Source organism: Sorangium sp. So ce327 (assembly GCF_051530205.1).
Lineage (GTDB): Bacteria > Myxococcota_A > Polyangia > Polyangiales > Polyangiaceae > Sorangium > Sorangium cellulosum_B.
Genome location: NZ_CP150330.1, coordinates 623,472 through 646,238 on the forward strand (window position 1 = coordinate 623,472; position 22,767 = coordinate 646,238).

At 73.0% G+C, this 22,767-nt stretch carries 17 protein-coding genes; 7 read left to right on the top strand and 10 right to left on the bottom strand.

What is annotated here, in order from left to right; genetic code table 11:
* Window positions 1–55 precede the first annotated feature (55 nt).
* Window positions 56–2,212: a VWA domain-containing protein gene (locus WME95_RS02295; RefSeq protein ID WP_437906802.1), complete on the bottom strand. Its 2,157-nt coding sequence runs from the start codon at window positions 2,210–2,212 to the stop codon at window positions 56–58.
* Window positions 2,209–3,168 carry a DUF58 domain-containing protein gene (locus tag WME95_RS02300; RefSeq protein WP_437549116.1) on the bottom strand — a complete coding sequence of 320 codons (960 nt, stop codon included), beginning with the start codon at window positions 3,166–3,168 and terminating at the stop codon, window positions 2,209–2,211. Before WME95_RS02300 ends, WME95_RS02295 begins: the two co-directional genes overlap by 4 nt.
* 255 nt (window positions 3,169–3,423) lie before the next feature.
* Here WME95_RS02300 and ftsH point away from each other — a divergent pair, with 255 nt between their 5' ends.
* Entirely contained in the window at window positions 3,424–5,283 is a 1,860-nt protein-coding gene (gene ftsH / locus WME95_RS02305; protein WP_437549118.1) for an ATP-dependent zinc metalloprotease FtsH, read from the top strand.
* Between the two features lie 3 nt (window positions 5,284–5,286).
* On the opposite strand, the gene WME95_RS02310 is transcribed toward ftsH, so the two are convergent.
* The 3 genes from WME95_RS02310 to WME95_RS02320 all read right to left on the bottom strand — a co-directional run bounded on the left by WME95_RS02310 (window position 5,287) and on the right by WME95_RS02320 (window position 9,043).
* Entirely contained in the window at window positions 5,287–6,732 is a 1,446-nt protein-coding gene (locus tag WME95_RS02310; RefSeq protein WP_437906803.1) for a choice-of-anchor D domain-containing protein, read from the bottom strand.
* Window positions 6,733–6,836: 104 nt separating this feature from the next.
* A complete protein-coding gene (locus tag WME95_RS02315; protein WP_437906804.1) occupies window positions 6,837–8,093 on the bottom strand; it encodes a serine/threonine-protein kinase in 1,257 nt (418 codons plus the stop codon).
* Window positions 8,090–9,043: a LysM peptidoglycan-binding domain-containing protein gene (locus WME95_RS02320; RefSeq protein WP_437906805.1), complete on the bottom strand. Its 954-nt coding sequence runs from the start codon at window positions 9,041–9,043 to the stop codon at window positions 8,090–8,092. The genes WME95_RS02315 and WME95_RS02320 overlap by 4 nt, the downstream gene beginning before the upstream one ends.
* Window positions 9,044–9,207: 164 nt before the next feature.
* On the opposite strand from WME95_RS02320, the gene WME95_RS02325 reads away from it, so the two are divergent.
* Entirely contained in the window at window positions 9,208–10,230 is a 1,023-nt protein-coding gene (locus WME95_RS02325) for an OmpA family protein (protein ID WP_437906806.1), read from the top strand.
* Window positions 10,231–10,270: 40 nt separating this feature from the next.
* On the opposite strand, the gene WME95_RS02330 is transcribed toward WME95_RS02325, so the two are convergent.
* The 4 genes from WME95_RS02330 to WME95_RS02345 form a co-directional block, all read right to left on the bottom strand.
* Complete coding sequence (locus WME95_RS02330) at window positions 10,271–11,797, bottom strand: ArnT family glycosyltransferase (RefSeq protein WP_437906807.1); 1,527 nt, start codon at window positions 11,795–11,797, stop codon at window positions 10,271–10,273.
* Window positions 11,790–13,448 carry a helix-turn-helix domain-containing protein gene (locus tag WME95_RS02335; RefSeq protein WP_437549128.1) on the bottom strand — a complete coding sequence of 553 codons (1,659 nt, stop codon included), beginning with the start codon at window positions 13,446–13,448 and terminating at the stop codon, window positions 11,790–11,792. The genes WME95_RS02330 and WME95_RS02335 overlap by 8 nt, the downstream gene beginning before the upstream one ends.
* Before the next feature lie 185 nt (window positions 13,449–13,633).
* Window positions 13,634–14,416, bottom strand: a complete 783-nt coding sequence (locus WME95_RS02340; protein ID WP_437906808.1) for a hypothetical protein — start codon at window positions 14,414–14,416, stop codon at window positions 13,634–13,636.
* Complete coding sequence (locus WME95_RS02345) at window positions 14,413–15,486, bottom strand: AAA family ATPase (protein ID WP_437906809.1); 1,074 nt, start codon at window positions 15,484–15,486, stop codon at window positions 14,413–14,415. Before WME95_RS02345 ends, WME95_RS02340 begins: the two co-directional genes overlap by 4 nt.
* Window positions 15,487–15,674: 188 nt before the next feature.
* On the opposite strand from WME95_RS02345, the gene WME95_RS02350 reads away from it, so the two are divergent.
* From WME95_RS02350 to WME95_RS02370, 5 genes are all read left to right on the top strand, one after another.
* A complete protein-coding gene (locus WME95_RS02350; RefSeq protein WP_437906810.1) occupies window positions 15,675–16,898 on the top strand; it encodes a DUF1015 domain-containing protein in 1,224 nt (407 codons plus the stop codon).
* Between the two features lie 33 nt (window positions 16,899–16,931).
* The gene (locus tag WME95_RS02355; protein ID WP_437906811.1) at window positions 16,932–17,369 is read left to right on the top strand and encodes a rhodanese-like domain-containing protein; all 438 of its coding nucleotides are present in this window, start codon (window positions 16,932–16,934) and stop codon (window positions 17,367–17,369) included.
* A gap of 95 nt (window positions 17,370–17,464) precedes the next feature.
* Window positions 17,465–18,175, top strand: a complete 711-nt coding sequence (locus WME95_RS02360; protein WP_437906812.1) for a glycosyltransferase family 2 protein — start codon at window positions 17,465–17,467, stop codon at window positions 18,173–18,175.
* A gap of 286 nt (window positions 18,176–18,461) precedes the next feature.
* Window positions 18,462–20,606 carry a HAMP domain-containing sensor histidine kinase gene (locus tag WME95_RS02365; protein ID WP_437906813.1) on the top strand — a complete coding sequence of 715 codons (2,145 nt, stop codon included), beginning with the start codon at window positions 18,462–18,464 and terminating at the stop codon, window positions 20,604–20,606.
* Window positions 20,603–20,971, top strand: coding sequence for a response regulator (locus tag WME95_RS02370; protein WP_437549138.1), 369 nt, complete (start codon window positions 20,603–20,605; stop codon window positions 20,969–20,971). Before WME95_RS02365 ends, WME95_RS02370 begins: the two co-directional genes overlap by 4 nt.
* Here the strand turns inward: WME95_RS02370 and WME95_RS02375 are convergent.
* Window positions 20,959–21,954 (bottom strand): squalene/phytoene synthase family protein, encoded by a 996-nt coding sequence (locus WME95_RS02375; protein ID WP_437906814.1) that lies wholly within the window; start codon window positions 21,952–21,954, stop codon window positions 20,959–20,961. The genes WME95_RS02370 and WME95_RS02375 overlap by 13 nt on opposite strands.
* Window positions 21,955–22,767 lie beyond the last annotated feature (813 nt).

Sequence of the window (22,767 nt, forward strand, 5' to 3'; positions counted from 1 at the left end):
ACTCGACTCGACGCCGGCTGCTCCGCGCCGGCAGGCGCGCCGGAGGGGACCAGCCTCAGCTCGCCTGACTCTCCGCCGGCTCCTGCCGCCCTCCGATGGAGCGCAGCAAGAGCTCGACCGCGAGCAACAGGAGCAGCAGGAGCGCGACGTAGGGCGACCCGTCGATGGATGCGGCCATGCCGCCCAGCTCCGCCGCGCGGGCGCTCTCGGCGACGCGCCTGGGGCGGAGGTCGATCTCGCGCTCCGGGACCGACACGACGCGCGTCGAGCGCTCGCCGTCCAGGGTGAGCTCGTAGAGGCCGGCGAGCGGCGGAGAGACGCGCAGGCGCCGCTCGACCTCGGCGACGGGGAGCGCCTCGCGCGACCGCGAGCCCTGCGAGGCCCCGTCGCGGTCGACCCGCACGCGCTCGACCTTGACGTCGTGGTAGCCGTCGAACGTCCACAGCTCGCCCGCGGCGAGGCGCCGCGCGCCGCCGCGGGCGCGCGCGGCGCCGACGAAGCCGTCGAGCAACGACAGGAACGCCGGCCGCAGCGCGACGTCGCTCTCCTCCGTGCTGAGCGGCAGCGTCATGAACAGCACCACGCCGCGCCCGAGCGGGCGGCGCACGAGGAACGGGGCGCCGTCCGCCCACCGGGCGAGCACCTCGGCGCCCTCCGAGGCCTCCGCGCCCAGCGTCGCCCGGCCGCGCGGGGCGACGTCGGCGAGGCCGGGCGCGGACGGGCCGAGCCAGCCCGCCGTCGCCGGATCCACGCCGGGCACCGGGGAGGCCGACCAGCGGACGACCCCCGGGACCAGCGGCTCGAACCCGGCGCCGAGCGGCGCCGCGGCCGCGCGCTGGCCGAGCGTCAGCAGCGCGACGCCGCCGCGCTCGACCCACGCGGCGAGCGAGCGGCGCACCTCCGGCGTGAAGCCGGGCGCGTCGTCGACGATGAGCCCCGCGTGCGCGGCCAGCTCGTCCGCGTGCTCCGGGACCGAGGGCAGCGGCCTGATCTGCGCGTCCAGGTCGAGCGCCGAGAGGGCCTGCTCGAGCGGCGGCGGGCCGCCCGTCTCGACGTGCGTGGTCGCGGGGTCGACCACGACCGCGATCGAGAGCGGGCCGCCGGCGGAGATGATCGGGGCGCGATCGTCCTCGACGATCGCGTCGCCGCCGGTGAGCGCGGCGATCAGGATCTCGGGCGTCCCGGCCGGGAGGTCGATCGAGAGCTCCTCGGCGCGCAGGGCCGGATCGAGCGCGACCTTGCCGAGCACGGCGTCGCCGGCGCGCACCTCGAGGGATCGCCCCGCCGCGGCGGAGGCGCCCGTCGCCGAGGCGCCTGCGGCGGCGGAGCCCGCGGCGGGCGGCGCGTCCGCGCCGCCGTCTCGCTGCGCGACGGCGATGTCGGGCCCGCGCGCCGCGGTCGACCCGGCGGTGCAGACGACGCGGACGCGCGCCTTCTGGCCGGATCGATCGGCGCGCACGATCCCGCAGTCCTCGCCCGTCGCCTCGAGCTCCTGGAGCGGCACCCACGTGGCGATGTCGGGGGTGCCCGAGATGGGCGGGGCGCCGGGCGTGCCGTCCGCGAGGTCGCTGAGGAGCACGATGCGCTTGTCGCTCTGAGGCAGCCCACGGAGCAGATCGCGGGCGAGCGCGAGGGCGCCGTCGATGTCGGTGGCGCGGTCCGACGGCGCCACCGCGTCGAGCGCCTCGCCGACGGCGGCGAGGTTGGTTGTCGACGCGAGGGCGACGCGGGCCGGGGCGCCCGCGAGGACGAGCGCCGCGGCGTCGCCGGGAGCGAGGCCGCCGGCGAGCTCGCGCGCGGCCGTGAGCGCGCGCTCGAACCGCGAGGGCGAATGCGAGGAAGCGTCGATCGACCGCCCGTCGCGCGCGGCGCCCTCGGCGCCGGCCGGACGCGCCCGCATGCTGAGCGAGTCGTCGACGACGATGGCGAGCGCGACCGACGCGCCGGCCCTGCGGCTGAGCGACAGGTGCGAGCAGCGCAGGAGCGGCGTGGCGCCGAGCACCGCGAGCGCGATCACCGAGACGGCCCGGGTGGCGAAGAGGGCGCGGTCCTCGAGGAGGCTCCGGCGCCGCGCCGTCGGCGGCGTGGGCGGGACCAGGCGCGCCGGCGGGAACGGCCGCTCCTCGGCGCGGCGACGGCGCAGGAGGTGCGCGGCGACCGGCGCGCCGACGAGCAGCGCGACCAGCAGCGCGCCGAGCGTGACGAAGCTCATCGGCGCACCTCGGCGATCGCCTGCACGAGCGAGCGGACGACGTCGGTCGGAGGATCGGCGCTCGTCGCGCGGAGCAGGCGGCCGCCGCGCGACGCGAGCGCCCGCGACCAGGCCTCGGCCAGGGCGGCGAGGCGCGCCTGGTACTGCGCGCGGACCGCGCCCGCGTCGGCCTCCACGACCGCGCCGCCCTCCAGGGCGCGGAGGCGCACGTTGCCCTCGAAGTCGAGCGTCGCCTCGCTGGGATCGAGGACCTGGAGGGCGATCAGCGTGCGGCCGCCGGTGCTCAGCGACGTGAACGCCGAGAGCGCGCGATCGACGCCCGACGGGGCCGCGCCGGATTCATGAGCGAGATCGATGAGATCTGAGATGAGCAGGACGACGGCGCCGCGGCGGGCCTTCTTCGCGATGGGCGCGAGCGCGCGCTCGACGGCGCCGGCGTCGCCGCTCCAGTCCTGGGCGGCGGAGGTGGCCTCGAGGGCGCCGACGATCCGCTCGAACGCCTCGCGCCCCGCCATCGCGGGCAGGCCGTGGGTGCCGGCGCCGCCGAGCCAGGCGAGCCCCACCGGGTCGCCGGTGGCGAGCGCGACGCGGGCCATGGCCGCGGCGATGAGCGCCGCGTAGGCCAGCTTGGCGCCGGGCGCGCGCCGGCCGCGGTACGACATCGAGGCGGTCGCGTCGACGCACAGCCACAGGGCGCGATCGGTCTCGGTCTCGAACTCGCGCACCATGAGGCGATCGTGGCGGAGCAGGGCGCGGCGATCGAAGAAGCGGAGATCGTCGCCGGGCACATAGGGCCGCTGGCCGCCGAACTCGACGCCCGCGCCCTTGCGGACGCTCCGGTGCATGCCGGCGTAGACGCCCTCGGCGACGGCGCGCGACTTGAGGCGGAGCGGGGCGAGCCCGCCCCAGTCGATGGGGAACGCGGCGAGCGAGGCGCGGTCGGAGGCGAGCGGCACGGTGTCGCTTCTTAGCCTGGATCCACCGGGCGATCACCTCGCGGCAGCGGCGCGCCGGCGTTGCGGGGGGACGCGCGGCAGCCGTGCGCCGGCGCTGTCGGTGGACGCGCGGCAGCCGTGCGCCGGCGGCGCGCCGAGCCACGCTCGGGGACACCCCTGGGCTCCCTCCCTCGCGCGGCTTTCTCGTGGGCTTTCCCGTTGTTCCGGGGGCGAGGGCTTGCCGAAGCGACGCCCGCCGCACATCAGCTCCGTGGAATGGCTGACGAGAAGAGGCCGGCGTCGCGCGCGTGGCTCGGGTACCTGCTGATCGCCGTCGGGATCCTGGTCCTTTCCGGGATCGTCAGGTCACGAGGGCGCCCGCTCGTGCCGTACGACGAGGCGGTCGCCGAGGTGCAGCGCGGGGAGGTCTCCGCGGCGATCGTGAAGCCCGACGAGATCGAGCTGATCCGCCGCGAGAGCCCGCAACGACCGGAGGAGCGCGTCCGCGTGACGCGGCTGCCCGGCGTCGAGGACGAGCCGCTCGTGAGGGCGCTGCTCGACAAGCAGGTCCGCATCGAGGCGAAGAGCCCCCAGACGTCGGTGTGGATGCAGGTGGCGATCTGGATGTTGCCGCTCCTGCTCATCAACGCGGCGTTCTTCATGGTGCTGCGGCGGGCGGGGCAGGGGGCCGGCGGGCCGCTCGGGTTCCTGCGCAGCAAGGCGAAGATCTACGATCGATCCAGGCAGGATCCGGTGCGCTTCTCGGACGTCGCCGGCGTCGACGAGGCCAAGGACGAGCTCGTCGAGGTCGTCGACTTCCTCAAGGAGCCCTCGAGGTACCGCTCGCTGGGCGGGCGGATCCCGCGCGGCCTCCTGCTCATCGGGCCGCCGGGCACCGGCAAGACGCTGCTCGCGCGGGCGGTGGCGGGCGAGGCGAACGTGCCGTTCTTCTCGCTGAACGCGAGCGAGTTCGTCGAGATGTTCGTGGGGCTCGGGGCCGCGCGGGTCCGCGAGCTCTTCGAGGAGGCGCGCAAGAGCGCGCCCAGCATCGTGTTCATCGACGAGATCGACGCCGTGGGCAGGACCCGGGGCGGCCTCGGCGCCCTCGCGACGCACGACGAGCGAGAGCAGACGCTCCACCAGCTCCTCGCCGAGCTCGACGGCTTCGACGCGCGCACCACCGTGATCCTGATGGCCGCCACGAACCGCCCCGAGGTGCTCGATCCGGCGCTCCTGCGGCCCGGGCGCTTCGATCGCCAGGTCATCGTGGATCGGCCCGATCTGCGGGGCCGCGAGGCGATCCTCGCCGTCCACGCGCGGCGGGTGCCGCTCGCGAGCGGCGTCGATCTCGGGCTCGTGGCGCGCCGCACGCCGGGCATGGTCGGCGCCGATCTCGCGAAGATCGTCAACGAGGCCGCGCTGGCCGGGGCGCGGCGCGGCGCGAGGGAGATCGGACAGGCCGATTTCGACGAGGCGCTCGATCGCTCGCAGCTCGGGCTCCGGCGCCGCGGGCAGATCATGACCGCGGAGGAGCGGCGGCGCGTGGCCTACCACGAGGCCGGGCACGCCCTCGTCGCGCTCGCGCTGCCAGCCGCCGATCCGGTGGAGCGGGTGTCCATCGTGGCCCGCACGATCGGCGCGCTCGGCGTCACGATCCAGGTGCCCCGCGACGAGCGACAGCTGGTCACCGAGCAGGAGATCGAGTCGCGCGTCACGGTGATGCTCGGGGGCAGGGCGGCGGAGGAGATCGCGCTGGGGCAGGTGTCGAGCGGCGCGCACGACGATCTCGGGCGCGCAACGGCGCTCGTCCGCGAGATGGTGACCCGCCTCGGGATGAGCCGGCGCCTCGGGCTGGCCGCGCTCGCGCGCACCGTCGGCGCGCCGATGCTCGGCGTGCTCCAGGAGGAGCGCACGTGCAGCGAGGAGACCGCCCGCGAGGTCGACGAGGAGGTGAGGGAGCGGCTCGGCGAGATGTACCTGAAGGCCAAGCAGCTGCTCGTCGATCGCCGCGAGGGCCTCGAGGCGGTCGCGGAGGCGCTCGTGCTCAAGGAGACGCTGCGCGGCGAGGAGCTGGAGGAGATCGCGGCCGTGTCGACGCGGCGGAAGATCGCCGTGGGCCCGCCGAGCGCGGCGTGAGCCTCAGGCGGCGCGCCGCCGGCGCCTGAGGCCGCCCGCGAGCGTGGCGAGCGACAGGCCAAAGGCCGCCCACGCCCGGCCGCCGGCGCTCCCGCGCGGCGCGCCCCCGGCCGCGCGGCAGGCGCAGCCGCCGTCCTCCTCTGCGAGGTCGCCGCCGCCTGCCGGGGCCTCCGGCTCGCCGACGCCGATCCCTCGCACAGCGATCATCTGCAGGGGTCGGTCGGGGTCGTTGGACTCGACGAGGACGGTCGCCGCGAACGCGCCGCTGGCCTTCGGCGCGAAGCGGATCGCGAAATCGATCTCCGTTTCCGGATCGATCCCGAGCGCCGCGTCCGCGAGCTCGAAGCTCTCCGCGTCGTCGGTCGTCACGACGGCATCGAGCAGCGCCTCTCCCGCGTTCGACAGGCGGACGAGCTCCACGTTGGCCTGCCCCACCTCCACGGCGCCAAAATCGATCTCCTGCTTGTCCAGCGCGAGGTCCGGGAGCGGCACATGGACGCGCTCGCTCTCGAAGACCCATTCGTGCTCGGTGAGCGGGAAGGCGAGCGGGATGTCGGCGAGCGGGATCGACCACGAGCGGCCCAGCAGGCTGACGCCGAACGCGGGGACGAGGTGGAGCGTGCCGTCGTACCGCACCGAGCCCTCCGGACGAACATTGAGCTCGACCGACGGGCCTCCCACGTAGTCCACGGAGGAGGCTCCGCCCTCGGAGGTGATGTCGCCTCCGCTCACCGTCGCCTGATCGAGCGTCTCGATGGCCACGCGATGGGTCGTGTAGCGGGCCGCGACGTCCATCGCGATGTCGAGCTCGAACCTCCCGTCGATTCCGGGGATCGAGCCGCCGATGAGGTCGCCGAGCGACACGGACGCAACGCGCTGCAGCGCGGTGGAGCTCTCCAGCGTGATGCCCGGCTCCCAGCCCCAGGCGTCGAACTGCTCTCGGGTGTGCACCTGGAGATCGATCTGGGGCACATAGGGGATATCACCCGTCCAGTCGAAGTCCTGGCCCAGGACGGAAATGCTGATGCGTCCCTGTGCGCTGACATCGAGTCCGTAATCGCAGCTGAACGCGCCTCCGTCCGGGGCGCCTGGTGCCTTGAGCGCGAGCGCCTCTGGCCACGACGCCTCGAGCGCTCCGCTCAACGAGACCTGGGTGTCGGCGTAGACCGCCGCCCCGAGGTTGACCTGGAGCGGCGAGCCCGGCGGGACCCAGCCTGTATCGAAGTCGAGCTCGAGCGGGATGGCGTCTTTGCGCTGGAACGTGAGCGGCCCCCGCGCGCACTGAAGCGGGTCGTCCGCGCACGGCACGGCGAGCGAGTCATAGGCCGAAGCGGCCGCGGGGGCGAACAGGGCGAACGCGGCGGCGACGCAGGGGAGAGCGCGCCGCCGCCGGGGCCGAGCAGAGCGGAGCGCCGCGAGGGCTGCGCCGCCGGACAGCAAGGAACGCATGAGAACGATTACCACGATCCTCGCGCTCCACGCCATAGCCGCAGCCCCCCGATGGCGGCGCGCCAGGCACGCCCCAGCTGCGTTTCAGCTCGTTCCAGCGCGTCCTAGCGCGCCCCGAACAGCGTGCCGACCACGATGCCGGCGGCCGCGCAGAGAATGGCCACCACGGTCCAGAGGATGAGCTCACGCGAGGTGCCGCCCGCCGTCGGAGCAGGGCCAGCGGGCGTCCCGCGGACCACCGCGGCCGCGCTTTCGGGCAGCGCTCTCCTCACCGCGCTCGCCACCGCGCTTTCCGGACGCGTGACCGGATGGCCGACGTGGCCAACATGGCCGACGCCCGGGGCGGAAGCACCGTCCTGGAGGGGCGCGGCGTAATCCAGGCCGGTCCGCTCGAGCGCGAGATCGGTGATCGAGACGGCGTCCGCGAGGCTCGCGGGGGTGTGGTGCACGACGCGCCGTTCTTCTCGGCAGGCGCGCAGGGCGTCCGCGAAGGCCCTGGCGCTCGGGTGCCGCTCGGAAGGGCTCTTGGCGAGGGCCCTCAGGATGACCGCCTCCAGGCCGGCCGAGATGAGCCCGGAGCGCTCGCTGGCGCGCGGCGGCAGCGGCTGCTCGGCGATCTGCGCCGTCATCACGGCGATGGGCGTCCGCTTGCTGAACGGCACGGCGCCGACCGCCATCTCGTAGAGGATGCAGCCGAGCGCGTAGATGTCGCTGCGCGGGTCGACGTCCTCCCCGCGCACCTGCTCCGGCGCCATGTACTCCGGCGTCCCGAAGATCATGTCCTTCTCGGTGAGCCCGGTCGTCTGCTGCTCGCCGTGCACCACCTTCGCGAGCCCGAAATCGACCACGCGGACGCGGCCGGCGAAGGGGGACGGCGCGGCGCCCGCGCGCCCGTCCGGGCGCTCGATGAGCACGTTGGCCGGCTTGAGATCGCGGTGCACCACGCCGGCCGCGTGCGCGGTCTCCAGCGCGGCGCAGATCTGCAGGGCGATCTCGATCGCCAGGTCGATCTCGATCGGCGCGTGGTCCCGCAGGAGCTCCTCGAGCGAGCCGCCGTCGATGTGCTCGAGCGCGATCACGAGGAGCCCGCCCTCCTCGACGAAGTCGAGCATCCGGACGACGTGCGGGCCCTCGACGCGCTCCAGGATGGCGGCCTCCCGGTGATAGCGCCTGAAGATCTGGGGCGTGCCCGAGAGGTGCCTGTGGATCACCTTCAGCGCGACGGGCTGGCCGTCCTCGTCGCGGGTGGCGCGGTAGACGACGCCGGACGCCCCCTCGCCGATGACGGACTCGACGGTGTACCGCGAGGCGACGCCGTGCCCTGCGGGCAGGCGATCGGGCGCGGGCTGCTGCGAGGTCACCGCCCACCGCCCGCGTCCGCCGGGATCGGCGGCGCGGGGTCCGGCGAAGGCGCCCTGAGGTGCAGCTCCGTCGACGAGGTGCAGGCGCGCACGATCTTCGGGCTGAGCTCGATGGGATCGAGCCGCGCGGCGGGGTCGGCCTCGCGCCACGCGGCGCACGCGGTCTCGGCGAGCCCTGTGGCGTCGAGCGCGACGTAGGCCTCGAGCAGGTGCCGCTGCAACGTGGCGATCTGCACCCGGGCGAGATCGCCGTAGCCGAGCAGGCGGCTCGCCCGCGCCACGGCGTCGATGTAGCGGCCGCTCCGCACGTCGCCGGCGAGCTGCGGCAGCTCGGCGTCGACCCGGCGCTGGGCGTCGCGCGCGCGGCCGGCCCCCTCGGAGCGCACCAGCGCGCCGGAGCTCGCGGCCTCGGCCTTGCCCTCGGCCGTGAGCGGCAGATCCGTGAGCGGGACGAGGATCACCATGCCGCGGCGCAGCGGGCGCTGCTTGAGGTGGTTGTACTTGTCGAGCATCCACGCGTGGTCCCGCTTGCCCAGGAAGCGATAGGCGATGGTGAGCAAGGTGTCGTGCTGGCCGACGACGTACCGCAGGTTGTACGGCACGATGATCTCCTGCCCGTCGGTCGGCTCGAGCCAGGGCCACGTGTCGTTCGAGATCGAGAGGACGTCGCTCCGGTCGGCGGTGCCGAGCAGCCGCTCCGCGAGGATCGCCCAGGTCTCGCCCGCGGTGACGCGGTGGTGGCCCAGCGCGGGCACCTCCAGGCGCAGGCCGGGCATGATCGGCACGCCGGCGCCCGCGTCGAGCGCGTTGGCGGCGACGAGCACCTGCTCCATCTGCACGCGCCCGTAGGTGCGCTCCGCGATCTGCGCGAGCGTCTCGCCCTCGCGGACGACGTGCGGGAACGCCGCCGCGGCGCTGCCGACCAGCGTCGTCGCTGCGAGGGCGCCCACGGAAAACCAAGCTCGCCGAGGCATCACGCCGCCGAGGGTACCAGGGGTTCGCGCGCCGTGGGACGGCTCGCGGACGGCTCGCGACCGCTCGCGCGGCGGCGCGCGGGGAACGTTTGCCACGATTTCGTCGCGCCCGGGGTTTCGTGCCAGAGTGCGCGCGACGCATGAAAGACACGACGACCGCCGGCAGGATCCCGACGTGGCTCTCGCGGCGCTCGCCTGCGGCGGCGCGGCTCCTCACGGCCGGCCTGCTCGGGCTGGCGACCCCGGGCTGCCTCGTCCGGCAGGGGCTGTACGACGAGGCGCGCGCGGAGATCCGGAGAGAGCGCGAGGCGGGTGACAAGGCGCGGGCCGAGGCCCAGAGCGCCCGCGCCGAGGCCGCGCAGCGGTCCGCGCAAATCGCCGCCATCGAGGAGGAGCTGGCGCGCCTCTCGGACGACCTCCGGGCGCGCGATCTCAGGCTGTCCGAGGCGACGACGGCCGAGGCGGGGCTCGCGCGGCGGCTCGACGAGCTCGCCGCCATGAACGAGGAGCTGTCGGCGCGGCTCCGGAGCGCCGGGCAGAGCGTGGGGCAGCTCGCCGGCGAGCGGGGCAGCCTGTCGGCGGAGCTCGCGGAGACGCGGGCCAAGCTCGACGATCTGCGCCGGAAGCAGGCGGCGGCGGAGGCGCGGGCGGCCGGGATCCGCGACGCCGTGGACCGGCTGAAGGGCGCGGCCCTCGCGGGGAAGGTCCGTGTCGGGCTCCGCGCCGGGCAGCTCGTGATCGAGGTGCCGAGCGACGCGCTGTTCGCGGCGGGGAAGGCCGAGATCCAGCGCGAGGGGCGCGCGGTGCTGGCCGAGATCGCCGCGGTGCTCCGGACGATGCCGGAGCACAGGTTCCAGGTCGCCGGGCACACCGACGACGGCGGCGACGCGAAGAGCAAGAAGGCGAAGGGCGCGCGCTTCCCGTCGAGCTGGGAGCTCTCGTCGGCCCGCGCGGTGGCGGTGGTCCAGGCGCTGATCGCGGAGGGCATGGCGCCCGGGAGCCTGTCCGCAGCTGGATACGGGGAGTTCGCGCCAGCGGCGACGAACGTCACGGCGGAGGGGCGGGCGAAGAACCGGCGGATCGAGATCGGCCTGGTGATGGGCCAGGAAGCGTTGGAGAAGGAGAGAGCAGGCGGCCCGAGCGTGGCGGCGCCAAAGCCCTGACGGCTCGCCTCCAGCGCCTCCGGGCGCCGCCCGCGTCACGTCATCGATCGCCCGCCGGCTCCCCGGCCGCCGCCTCTCGCCGCAGCGCGCATGCCGCGAGGATGCACAGGGCCGGCGTCACGACCATGTGATACCGGTCCTCGCCGAAGAACACGGCGTGCGTCAGCGCCACCGACGCGACCGCGAACGCGAGGTAGCCGACGACGCCCCCGTTCGCGGGTCGGCCTGGCAGCGGCAGCGCGGCGATCAGCGGGATCGCCACCGCGAGCGGCCAGAACGCGTGCCCGTCGCCGAGCACCCCCCACGCGACCAGCCCGAGCACCGCCGCGAGCGCGAGGAGCTGCGCGACGAGCTCCCGCCGCGGCCTCCGCCGCGGCATCGCCACGACCCCGAGCGCCGCGGCGGACAGCAGGCCGAGGTGCGACGCCGTGAGCACCCGGCGCCCCGCCGCGCGCCGCTCCTCGGGCCACGCCGCAGGGTTCGCCTCGCCGAGATAGCCGATCGGGAACGACTCGTGATCGAAGGTGAAGCCCAGCTTCCTCGGGATCAGGGCCAGCCAGCGACCTGGATCATCCTTGATCCACTGAAGCCCCGCGGCCATCCAGCAGCGGTCCTGCGCCACCTGGCCGCGCGCGATCGGGCAGCCGTCTCCCGCGCGCAGCGTCTCGAAGCGGCCCGTCGCGCGCGGGAACGCGCCGATGGCGAGGTTCCAGCCGCCGTTCGTCGAGACGAGCGCGCAGCCGTCCATCACGCGGCAGTTGCGGATCGTCCACGGCGCCACCACGGCGAGGGCCGTGGCGGCCGCGAGCGCCGCCGCGAGCGCGCCGCGTTTCCACGCGGCCGCCCCTCCAGACGCCGTCGCCGCCGCTCCTCCGGACGCCACCCCCTGCGGGGCACGCATGGCCAGCAGCGCGAGCGCCGGCGCGCAGAGCAGGCTCTGGGGCCGCACCAGCGCCGAGAGCCCGAGCGCCACGCCCGCGAGGACCGCGCCGCGGGCCGGGCGGCCACGCGCGGCGTCGCGCGCGAGCAGCCAGGGCGCCGTCACCAGGCCGAGCGCCGCGAGCGGCTCCGTCATGAGGAGGGCCGCATAGACGATGAGCCCCGGCGAGAGCGCCGCGAGGAGCGCCGCCACGCGGGCGCGCCCCGGCGTTGTCGCGTACCGGGCGAGGCGGTGGACCACGACGACGAGCAGCGCGCCGGTCACCGCGTTCGCGACGGTCGCCGCGTGCGGCCCGGCGCCGAACAGCCGGTAGACGAGGGCGAGGAACCCGCTGTAGCCGACCGGATAATGGCACCACGGGTGCCAGACCGCCTGGCCCCCGACGATGAGATCGTCCGAGTAGCCGAGCCCGGCGGCGATGCGGCGCGCGCCGAAATCGTAATAATGGCCGTCCCACACGGGCTCGCGCGCCCACGCGATCGCCACGTAGAGCCGCGGCAGCAGCGCGAGCGCGAACGCGAGCGCCGAGAACGCGAGATCCCCGCCGGCGCGATCTGACGTGCCGCACGAGCCGCGCCCGCCTCCGATCCGCGCCGCCCCGTCGCTTCCGCGCGACGCCTCAGCCATGCGGCTTGGCGCGCGAGCCGGCAGAAATCTCGCGCAGGCGACGCATGTAGGTCTTCGCCACCTGCGCCGGATCGAGCCGCAGGTACTTGGCAATTTCCTGAACGAATCCCTGTACGTAGACGGTCGCGGGCAGGTCGCCTATCGCCTCGTTCTCGATCGCCTGGAGGTGCGCCAGCGAGATCTTGGTCCGCTGCGAGATGTCGGTGAGCTCGACCCCCTGCGACTCGCGCACCTTGCGGAGCAGCGCGCCGCTGAACTGCGTCTCGGCGTTGATCTCGCGCGCGAGCTCGGCCTGGAGCATGGCGAGCTCGGCCACGGCGGCGGCGTTCTCGGCGCGCACCGGGCCGAGCTGCGTGCGCGGATCGTCCGGGTAGGTCGAGAGATCGTACGCGCGGCGGCGCACCGGATCGAGGAGGGTGTCGTGCGCCTCCTCGATGCGCGCCTGCTCCTTCTGGAGCACCGCGGGGCTCAGCACGCTGACCACGGGCAGGCTCCCCTCCCGGTAGGTGTCGCGCTGGCGCTTGTAGGCGCGCCGGATCTCGTCGTCGGCGGCCGTCCGCGCGAGGCCGAGCGCCTCGTAGAGCGTCGGCGGCGCGGCGCTCTTCGAGGCGGCGGCGAGGGCGCGGGCGTGCGCCTCGGCCGGGCGGGAGTCGCGCGCGGCGAGCAGCGCGAGGATGCGCCGGGCCACGCGCTCGAGGTTGCGCGCGCTCTTCGACGTCGGGCTGTCGATGAGGAGCGGCTGGCGCCGGCGCGCGGTCAGCCACACGGCGTCGTCGTGCTCGATGTGGCCGAGGTAGTCGAGGGAGATGCCGAGGAAGCGCTCCGAGACGGCGCTCATCGCGGGGCCGAGCTCCAGGTCCGAGCGGTGCCGGGTCTGGCTGACCACGAGGTGCGGCTTCACCCGCGGCAGCTGCGCGGCCGCGAGCGACGCGACCCCCTCGTCGAACCGCTTCACCTCCATGATGAAGTCGCGCGGCGTCGCGAGCGCCGGCAGCGACGCGGCCACCTTCTCCACGAGCCGGATCTTGAAGCGCTCCTTCATGAGCGCCCGGCGCAGGGTGCGCTGGTAGAGCGCGCGGCAGAAGCGGTAGGAGTGCTCGACCGCGAGCGGCTCGGGCGTTGTGGCGCAGATGCCGACGTCGGCGTGCAGGAAGAGGTCGAGCGTCGAGGAGCCGGTCGCCGCGCCGAGGCTGACGATCACGTAGTCGACGTCGAGCTCCTGGATCATCTTCATCCAGTAGGCGGCGCGGCTCGGCCGGTGCGGCGTGGCCGTCATCGGGTCGTACGCGGTCGGGACGAGCCGGAGCCCGGGCACCGTTGTCGCGATCGGCTCGGCCTTGCCCTCCTCGATGTCCTCGCGCGTGACGAGCGGCGGCGCCTCGATCCCCAGCGCGGCGTGCAGACCCGGGCTGTAAGCGTCGGTGTCGATGATGATCACGTCGCGCCCGAGCTGCGCGAAATACACCCCCAGGTTGACCGCGAGCGTCGCCTTGCCGACGCCCCCGCGGCCGCCCCCCACGGCGATCACGCGGCGGGATCGCGAGCTGGAGAACGAGGTGATCTCGCCCGGCAGGGGGAGATCGTCGTCCGCCGAGCCGGGCGGGAGGGTCGAATAGCGCGGCGGAGGGTAGGACTCACCGGAGCTGGACAAGGTTCCTCTTCGTGCGGTGCGCGAGGTGGGCGGCGGCGAGCGGATGCGAGCGGCTCGCGGCGCGAGTCCCTCCTAGCACGCGCCGCGCGCGGCCATGAGCGTCGCCGTCGCCGGGGCTCCGCGCCGGCGCGCGAGCCACCGGAAGCGGAGCGGAAACCCTGGTAGATCGGCGCGAAGAAGGGGGATCAGCTATCCAGCGCCGCGGCGGCCCGCAGGGCTCCCGAGGCGCGGAGGCGGGCTTCGAGCTCAGCGGCGACGGCCGGCGCTCGCCACACTGCCTGAAAGAAGTCGTCGCAGTTGTGGGCGGCGTACCAGCCGGCCATGTGAGACCAGGCGTGCTCCTTCGGGGTCGCCGGAGGCGGGTCGCGGCGGGACGCGAGCCACGCACCGACGGCCGTGGCGCGATCGGGGTAGGCGGCGCGCAGCGCAGCGCAGACGAGGCGTTCCAGGGTCTGCTGCGGCGGCAGCTCCGGGGTCGGGGGATCGCTCGCAGACCAGAGGACCAACGAGACGAGCGTCGCTCCGCCGTCGAGGCACAGGTCACCGTCCGGGGTGCGCGACCAGCCTGGGTCCTCCTGCGCGACGATGCGCTCGACCGCGTCCCTGAGCGCCGCTTCGCGCAGCGGTGCGCCATTCGTCTCCGCCGCGTCGGTGTCGACGTCGAGGTTGACGGCGAGCCGCCGGAGGCCGTTCGTCGTCCGCTCGCGGAGCCGGGTCTTCGTGACAGCGAGCACTTGGCTGTCGCCGTGGCATGGACGGACGCGCAGAAAACGACCGGAAGGCGTGCGATAGGCGAAATCCCCACGGGTCACAGGCTTGCCGAATGGATCCCGGGCGATGTCGTAGGTCCCGTTCTCGCGGCGCGGGCGCGCGTCCGTCCAACCGAGGCGCTCCATGAACCAGCCGGCCCAGAACGCTCGGTCGTGGTAGCCCTCGCAAAGGACGACCGACTCGACGGGGGCGCTCATCGCAGGTCGTCTCCGATCGCCTCGCGCGAGAGGCGCACCTCGCTCCCTTCGAGCCGGCTATGCCTCAACTCGCCGCCGGCGAGCTTGAGCCGATAGAGCGAGAGCAGGCCGAGCTCGTCGTCCTTCAGCGCACTCAACAAGGCGTCGAGCAGCTCGAGGCTGTGCGTGGAGAGGATGATCTGGAGCCCGCGCCGGACCCCCTCCACGATGCCCTGCGCGCTGGCCCAGATTGCAGCGGGGTGCTGGTGGGCCTCGGGCTCCTCAAGGAGCACGGTCCCGCCCGGGCGCGAGGCGAGCTCGAGGCTGAGCCGGACGAGCGCCTGGACGCCATCGCCCGCGAGCGCGACCGGCACGCTCGAATCGGCGAAGGTGAGGTGGAGCCTCGGGTCGTTATGCTCCGTCAGGATCTCGATGGCCTCGAGCCCGGGGACGATCGCCGCGACGAGATCACGAACGGCCTGCCTGCGGCCGCGCTCCACGATGCGTGAGTAGAGCTCGGACAGGAGGTGCCCGAAGCGGGGGTCGACCATCCAGACATCAAGAGGCGAGTCCGCGTCCCGAGCCTCCGTGGAGGCGTAGGTGTTATCAGATGCGACAACGGCGAGACCGTAGGCCCTGTCCCATCCGTCGGGGCTCTCCGGGAAAGAGTTCGCCACACGGAAAGGTGAGTCCGGCGACAGGGCGATGCTGTTCACCTCGACGGCGCTGAAGGGGCCGCTCGCGCCCTGATCAAGGAGCTGCCGACGCAGGTCCTCGAATTGGAGTTGGTCCGACCATTGGACGGCGCGCCAGTACGTTCTTCCTTGCGCGGTGCGCACTTCGATCGCGCCGCTGTCCTCCTGAGCGCCTCGCCAGAGCAGCCACCGCGCGCCATGCCGCAGGCCAGCCCTGCGCCGCACGACGTACCCCGCGCTTGCGCCAGGTTTCTGACCGGCTCCGATGAGCAGTGCATCCAGGATCGTGCTCTTCCCCGAGCTGTTCGGCCCGACCAGCACGACGAGCGGCGTCATCCCTTCGAGCGCGCCCGTATGGATGCCGCGCAGGTTCTTGATCCGCACCGAGGTGATCACGCCCAAGTCTTACGCTCGCCGGGGAGCGGCTGACAGAAAAGACCGCGCCCGCGTTCCCACGACGTTGTGCCTCGCCGGGACCGTGCAAGCGCCGCCGCGCCGGCGCGCGCGCCTGCCCGCCCCGCCGCAGCAGCTCCCGCCGCGCGAGCCGCCTCGACGCGCCCAGGCCGCTGGGCTAGTCGCTCCGCGTGGCTACCGTCCGACCTTTCCGCGCTTACCGACCCCCCCAGGCCCAGGCGGCTCGCGTCGCGAGCCCGCCGTACGACGTCATCTCGACCGCCGAGGCGCGCGTCCTCGCGGCGGGAGGCCTGCACAGCTTCCTCCGCGTCTCCCGCCCCGAGATCGACCTGCCCGAGGGGACGGACGAGCACGACGACGCCGTCTACGCCCGCGGCGCGCAGAACCTCGCCGATCTCATCGCGAGCGGCGACCTCGCGCAGGACCCGGAGCCGCACCTCTACCTCTACGCCCAGAGGATGGGTGATCACCGGCAGATCGGCGTCGTCGGCTGCGCCGCGGTCGCCGAGTACGAGCAGGACGTCATCAAGAAGCACGAGAAGACGCGCCCCGACAAGGAGGACGACCGCACCCGCCACATCGAGGAGCTCGGCGCCCACGACGAGCCGGTGTTCCTCACGTACCGGGCCGACGCGGGCATCGACGGCGCCGTCGCGGAGGCCTTGCAGTCGCCGCCCATCTACGATTTCACGACCGCCGACGGCGTCGAGCACAAGCTCTGGGTCCTCGGCCGCGCGGCGACCGCCGACATCGAGGAGCGCTTCCAGGCGATCCCGACCCTCTACGTCGCCGATGGCCACCACCGCAGCGCCGCGGCGGCGCGCGTCCACAGGAAGCTGCGCGGCGACGGCGGCGAGCACGACGTCTTCCTGGCCGTGGTCTTCCCGCACGACCAGATGAACATCATGCCGTACAACCGCGTCGTGCGGGACCTCGCCGGCCGCAGCGCGGAGGCGCTGCTCGCGGCCCTCGGCGAGCGGCTCGACGTCGCGCCGGCGACGGACGGCGCGGCCGCCGCCCCGGCCGAGCCGCGGACCTTCGGGCTCTACCTTGGCGGCCGCTGGTACACCGCCAGGGTCCGCCCGGGGTCGTTCGACGCGAAGGACCCGGTGGCCTCGCTCGACTGCTCCATCTGCCAGGACCAGATCCTCGGCCCGATCTTCGGCGTCAGCGACCCTCGCCGCGACAAGCACGTCGATTTCGTCGGCGGCATCCGCGGCGTCGCCGAGCTCGAGCGACGCGTCGACTCGGGCGCGTTCACGATGGCGATCCACCTCCATCCCACGCAGATCGACGAGCTCTTCGCGGTGAGCGACGCAGGGCTGCTCATGCCGCCGAAGAGCACGTGGTTCGAGCCGAAGCTCCGCAGCGGGCTCTTCATTCATACGTTCTGACGAGCGCGCCGCGCCGGGGGTAGACTGCGCCCCATGGCGGACATCAAGCGTGTATCTCCCCAGCAGGCCAAGAAGCTCATCGACGAGGAGGGGTATCTCTACCTCGACGTCCGGAGCGAGCCCGAATATGCGGCCGGGCACCCGAGCGGCGCGCACAACGTGCCGCTCATGCACGCCGGCGCCGGCGGCATGAAGCAGAACCCCGACTTCCTCGATGTGGTCCGCGCCCTCTATCCCACGGACGCGAAGATCATCGTGGGCTGCAAGTCCGGACAGCGCTCGATGCGCGCGGCCGAGGCCATGGTGTCGGCCGGCTACACGGCCGTCATCGAGCAACGCGCCGGCTTCGACGGGCCGCGCGACGCGTTCGGCGCGCTCACCGAGGCGGGGTGGGGGCCGGCCGGGCTGCCCGTCGAGACGGCCACGCCTGGCGGCTCCTACGCCGAGCTCCGCAAGCGCGCTGGCAGGTAATACGTCCGGCGCGCACGGCTCGCGGCGCGACGCCGAGCGTGTCGTCGCGGCGTCGATCGCGTTGCCGGAGGCCGCTCGCTCCGCTAGGAATCCGCGTGCTCCACGGTGCGCGCGTCGCAGTGGTCATCCCCGCGCGGGACGAGGCGCGATGGATCTCCGAGGCGGCGGCGTCGGTCCCCGCCTTTGTCGACCACGTGATCGTCGTGGACGATGCCAGTCGAGACGGCACGGCCGAGATGGCGCGCGCGCTCGGGGACGAGCGCCTCGAGGTGCTCGTCCACCCGGAGTGCCGCGGCGTCGGCGCGGCGATCGTCGCCGGCTACCGGCGCGCTCGCGCGCTCGGCGCCTCGGCCGTCGCGGTCATGGCCGGCGACGGGCAGATGGATCCGCGCGATCTCCCGCGCGTCGTCGCCCCGATCGCCTCGGGCGAAGCCGATTACGTGAAGGGCGATCGGCTGCGCCACCCCGACGTGTGGCGCGTCATGCCTCTCCAGCGGCTCGCCGCGACGGCGGCGCTCGCCGAGCTCACCCGCCGTGCGGCGGGGCTCGACGCCCTCTCCGACAGCCAGTGCGGGTACACCGCCATCTCGGCCCGCGCGATCGACGCGCTCGACCTCGATGGCCTCTGGCCCCGCTACGGTTATCCGAACGACTTGCTCGCCGCCCTCGCGGCTCGCCGGCTCCGCGTCTGCGAGGTCAGCGTGCGTCCCGTCTACCGCGGTGAGGCGAGCGGCCTGCGCGCGCGCCACGTGCTCACCATCCTTTTCCTGATCGCCAGGAACGCCATAAGGCAGTCCCTGAGCTGATCAGGAAAATCGCAGAACGCCCGCGCGCGGACGGAACGTGTGAGTCGGAGTCGATCGAATCGACACGAGCCGCTGCGCAAAACGGTCGACAACTCGCTCATTGGTTTTCATAGCAAAGCTGCCTGACGACCTGACTCATCAACTTGGCGCGGAGGGGCTCCAGAGGCGCGAACCCCGCAGCCATGCTTCAACAAGGGGGGTGACGGACGTGGCCATCAGCCGAGCCGCCTGGGCTAGAATCTGGAATCCGGGGAGGTCGCGGACTCTGTCGTTCACGCCTCGGGTCGTGGCCTATGCGTTCGGCATCGAGCTGCCGTACAGCCTGCTTGTCCCGGTCGCTCACCTGCGCCTCCTCGGCGTCGTGGACTCGGCGGTCCAGGCGCGGCTGCTCGGGCTGATCGGGCTCATGTACCTCGTCAAGACGGGAGGGCTGATCGCGCTGCTCGTCCACATGCTGCGCCCGATCGAGCGCCTGCGGCAGTACTCCGTGGCCCATCGCCTCCAGAGCGGCGCGGGCGTCGAGGACACGAGCAGCGGCGGCGCGGCGCCCCCGGAGGAGGTCGTCCTCGCCGCGGCGAACGCCGCCTACGACACCCCGCTCGCGTTCGCGACGGTCTGGGCCGTGTCGTGGGGGCTCCTGTACCTGCCGGTCACGATGGCGCTCTACTTCATCGCGCCGGACCAGAGCCCCCTCGGCGTCCAGCGCGGCGTCGCGCTGGCCCTGTTCGCGCTGGCCCTGTTCGCGGCCGCGCTGCCGCTCGCCTACAGCATCCTCGGCCGCCTGCTCGCCCCCGCCGCCGGCGTGATCTCGCTCATCGCGCGCGAGCGCGGCCTCTCCATGCCCGGCAAGGGCTACTCGCTCGCCGTCCGCCTCGTGATCCTCGGCGCCTGCCTCGCCATCGCGCCGACGAGCTGGATGGCGGCGATGGTGCTCGGCGAGACGGCGGGGCCGGCCAAGCCCGGCCTGAAGCTCACCCTGGCGATCTTCTCGATGGTCGCGGTCACCTGGGCGCCCGTCTGCGCGGGCTTCCTCGCCGGCGCCCTCGCGGGCCCGCTCCAGCAGGTCGCCGCGGTCATCCAGAAGATCGTCCAGCGCGGCGAGGTCGACCGGCTGGAGCGGATCCCGGTCTATTTCAAGGACGAGATCGGCGCGCTGGCGGGCGGCGTCAACGCGATGGTCGATCGCCTGGAGGAGTCGTCCCGGCGCACGCGGAGCTACCTGGCGGAGCGCGAGCGCCTGCTGCAGGACGCGGCGCAGCGCGCGGCGCAGCTCGGGGCCGTGCTGGACAACCTCGTCGAGGGGGTGTTCGCGTGCGATCGCCAGGGCCGGCTGACGATGATCAACGCGTCGGGGCTCAGGCTGCTCGGCCTCTCGGGGCGCTCGGAGCAAGCCGGCCGGATGGTCGAGGAGGTGATGGACCTCGGCCGGATGCGCCACAGCGACGGCCGCGCCTTCACGCGCGACGAGCTGCCCATGGTGCGGGCGCTCGCCGGCGAGACCATCGTGCAGGAAGAGCAGGTGCTCGCGGAGGGCCGCGCGGGCCGCGACGTCTTCCTGCGGACCAGCGCGGCGCCGATCCGCAGCGAGGGCGGGGCGGTCCTCGGCGCGGTCGCGGTCGCCCGCGACGTGACGGAGCTCATGGAGCTCGATCTCGTCAAGGATCAGTTCATCCGGGTCGGCGCGCACGAGCTCAAGACGCCGGTCGCGATCATGAAGGGATACGCGCTCGCGCTCCTGCGCAACTCGAACGATCTGCCGGCGCCGCGCCGCAAGATGCTGGAGGCCATCGACCGCGGCGCGGACAGGATCAACCGCATCGTCGACGATCTCCTGGCCATCTCGCAGGTCACGCTCGACGTGCTCCAGGTCTCCGAGGAGGACGTCGATCTGAAGGAGCTCGTGCAGGAGTCGGTCGATCGCGTCGCGAAGTCGGCGAGCCGCCACCGGGTGCGGCTGTCGCTCGACGCCGAGCGGCCGCCCGTCGTGCGCGCCGATCCGGAGCGGCTGCGCCAGGTGCTCGCGAGCCTCCTCGACAACGCGGTGAAGTACTCGCCCGACGGCGGCGACGTCGACGTGCGCGTCGCCGTCGCCGAGCGCGCGCCGGCGTCGTCGCCGCCGTCCTCCTGCGACGCCGCGCTCTTCTCGCAGCGGCACGGCGCGGCGCCGCGCTTCGAGGCGGTCGTGTCCGTGCGCGACCAGGGCGTCGGCATCCCCGCCCACAGGCAGGAGCGCATCTTCGAGCGCTTCTTCCGCGCGCACACGGACACCCGACACGACTACGGAGGCATGGGGATAGGGCTGTTCCTGGCAAAGGACATGATCACCCGTCACGGCGGCCGTATCTGGTTCGAGAGCGAGGAGGACAGCGGCAGCACGTTTTATTTCACCCTTCCACTCAGCAGCGAGGCCCCCGCGGCCGATCGACGATGAGCGACAGACACGCAAAGACGGTGCTCCTCGTGGAGGACGACGCGGATCTCGTGGCGCTCGTCTCCCTCGTGCTCCAGGAGGACGGCTACCGGGTCAAGATCGCGTGCAACGGTCGCGAGGCGCTGGCCAAGCTGGAGCACGACCTGCCGGATCTCATCCTGCTCGACATGAAGATGCCGGTGATGAACGGCCCGGAGTTCGCGCGCGAGCTCGAGGTCCGGCACGGGCGTCAGGCGCCCATCGTCGTGCTCACCGCGGCGGCGGACGCGCACCGGCGGGCGGCCGAGGTCGGCGCGGACGCGTGGCTCGGCAAGCCGTTCGATCCGGACGCGCTCCTCTCGACGGTGAGGCGTTACACGGGGTGAGCGCGGAGGAGCTGCCGCCGCTCGGCGAGGTCGCGCCGCACCTCGGCCCAGTACCGCGCGGGGAACCGGCGGTGATCGAAGCCGGTCGCGCGGAACACCCGTGTGATGCGGGCATAACGGCGCAGGCTCCACTCCCTCATGATCTGGAGCGAGGGGTGGAGGCCGCGCGCCTCGATGAACGGCGCCGCCCGCGCGTAGAGGGCTGGCATGACCTCATCGAGCCAGTACCGCATCAGGGCCTGGTATCCGGGCGTGTCGACGCACCGTCCGGAGATCACCTGAGCGCGCGTGACCCCGTGGCGCGCGAGCTCCTCCTCGGGCAGGTAGCAGATGCCGCGATCGGCGTCCTCCTGCATGTCCCTCAGGTTGTTGAAGAACTGATCGAGCCGGCCGAACTCCCCGGCAGCGTCCCAGTGCTCCTTCGTCAGGAACGGAACCAGCTGAAAGATATGGCCTGACAGCCGCACGAGCATCGTGTCGTGCTCCTTCAGGGTGCGGATGAGCAGGCTGGGAGCGTGGTAGTCGGCGAGGGCGAGCAAGTAGGCGTCCCAGGCGGCGAGCGAGCGCGGTTGCATCTCGTCCAGGTCGGGACGATCGAGCGCGGGGCGGCGGAGCCACAGCGCGTGGATGGCGGAGAGCTCGCGCGCGAAGGGGCAGCACGGATCGACGAAGCCGCAGGAACGGACGCGCCTCCACGCCACCATGAAGCGGCTGAACCGCCGCGCGTGCGGCTCGAGGCGCTCGTTCTCGGCGAGGCGATCGACGATCCGGATCCAGCGGATGCGATCGAGCCACGCCCGCTTCACGTCGGGCGCGAGGCCGAGCACCCACGCGGCGTTGTCCTCGTCTTTCAGCGCGTCGTCCGACAGGGCGCGATAGTGCGATGAGCCGACGATCGCCGAGATCGGCTGGTAGGGAGTCCGCTCCGATGCCGGTGCGGCAGCGGGCAGGTAGGGCGAGGAGATGTGTTGAGTAGGTTTCACGATGTCGAGTGCCGCACGTTGAACGTGCCTGTCGCCGGTGTCGCCCTGGCTTCGCGCGGTCACTGGCGATGATGGACGTAGCTCACCCTGTTTGCTTGGGGGCGCCTGCGCCGGTGATGGATGGTGGCTCTCTACCGTGTAGAACTTTCCGATCCTCCGAGAGATGCGCGGTGACGCCTGTTCGCCTTCCTTTATGAGGCCTTATCGTCCCCCAGTCGACGCGGAAATTCGTCGTCCAGGGCACGGGCGCCGGAGATAATGCATGGATTCCCTGTGTGTTTTGCCGGTGTGTTGGGAACATGCCGTCAATGATCGTCGGTGTATACCCTGGGTCGGTACATTGTCCAACGGATAACGTCAGTGATGGCCTGACGTCTCGGCCCTCTCTCGCTCCGTCTCGGCGGTAGATCACGTGTTCTAGGCACATGGATTATTCCGGAGTTCCTGGTGGATGGCCTCTGCGCCCTACGTGAGGGCGGGTGAGCGCCGGGGGCGAGCCTCTCTCTCTGCTGCTCGGTCTGCCTCGGTGAGCGGCGCGACGGGAACGCTCCGATTCACGATCGGACGCGATGCTAGACGCGCTCGTGAGAGGGGGGATTCAGCGGTTGTCATCGCGCCGTGCGTGCTGCGGTGAACGGCCCCGATCTGTGATTGTGACCACGGTCCAAAACGGTCATCCGCGCTCGGCGCGCCCGAGCGGCGTCCGCTCCAGACAGAGGAGATCGAGCCGCGTCCCCGCGCATTCATCGTGTTCAGACCTGCAATCGAGAATCTCAGGTTCGAAAGATGTCAGGAGCATCCTTAAGGTCAACT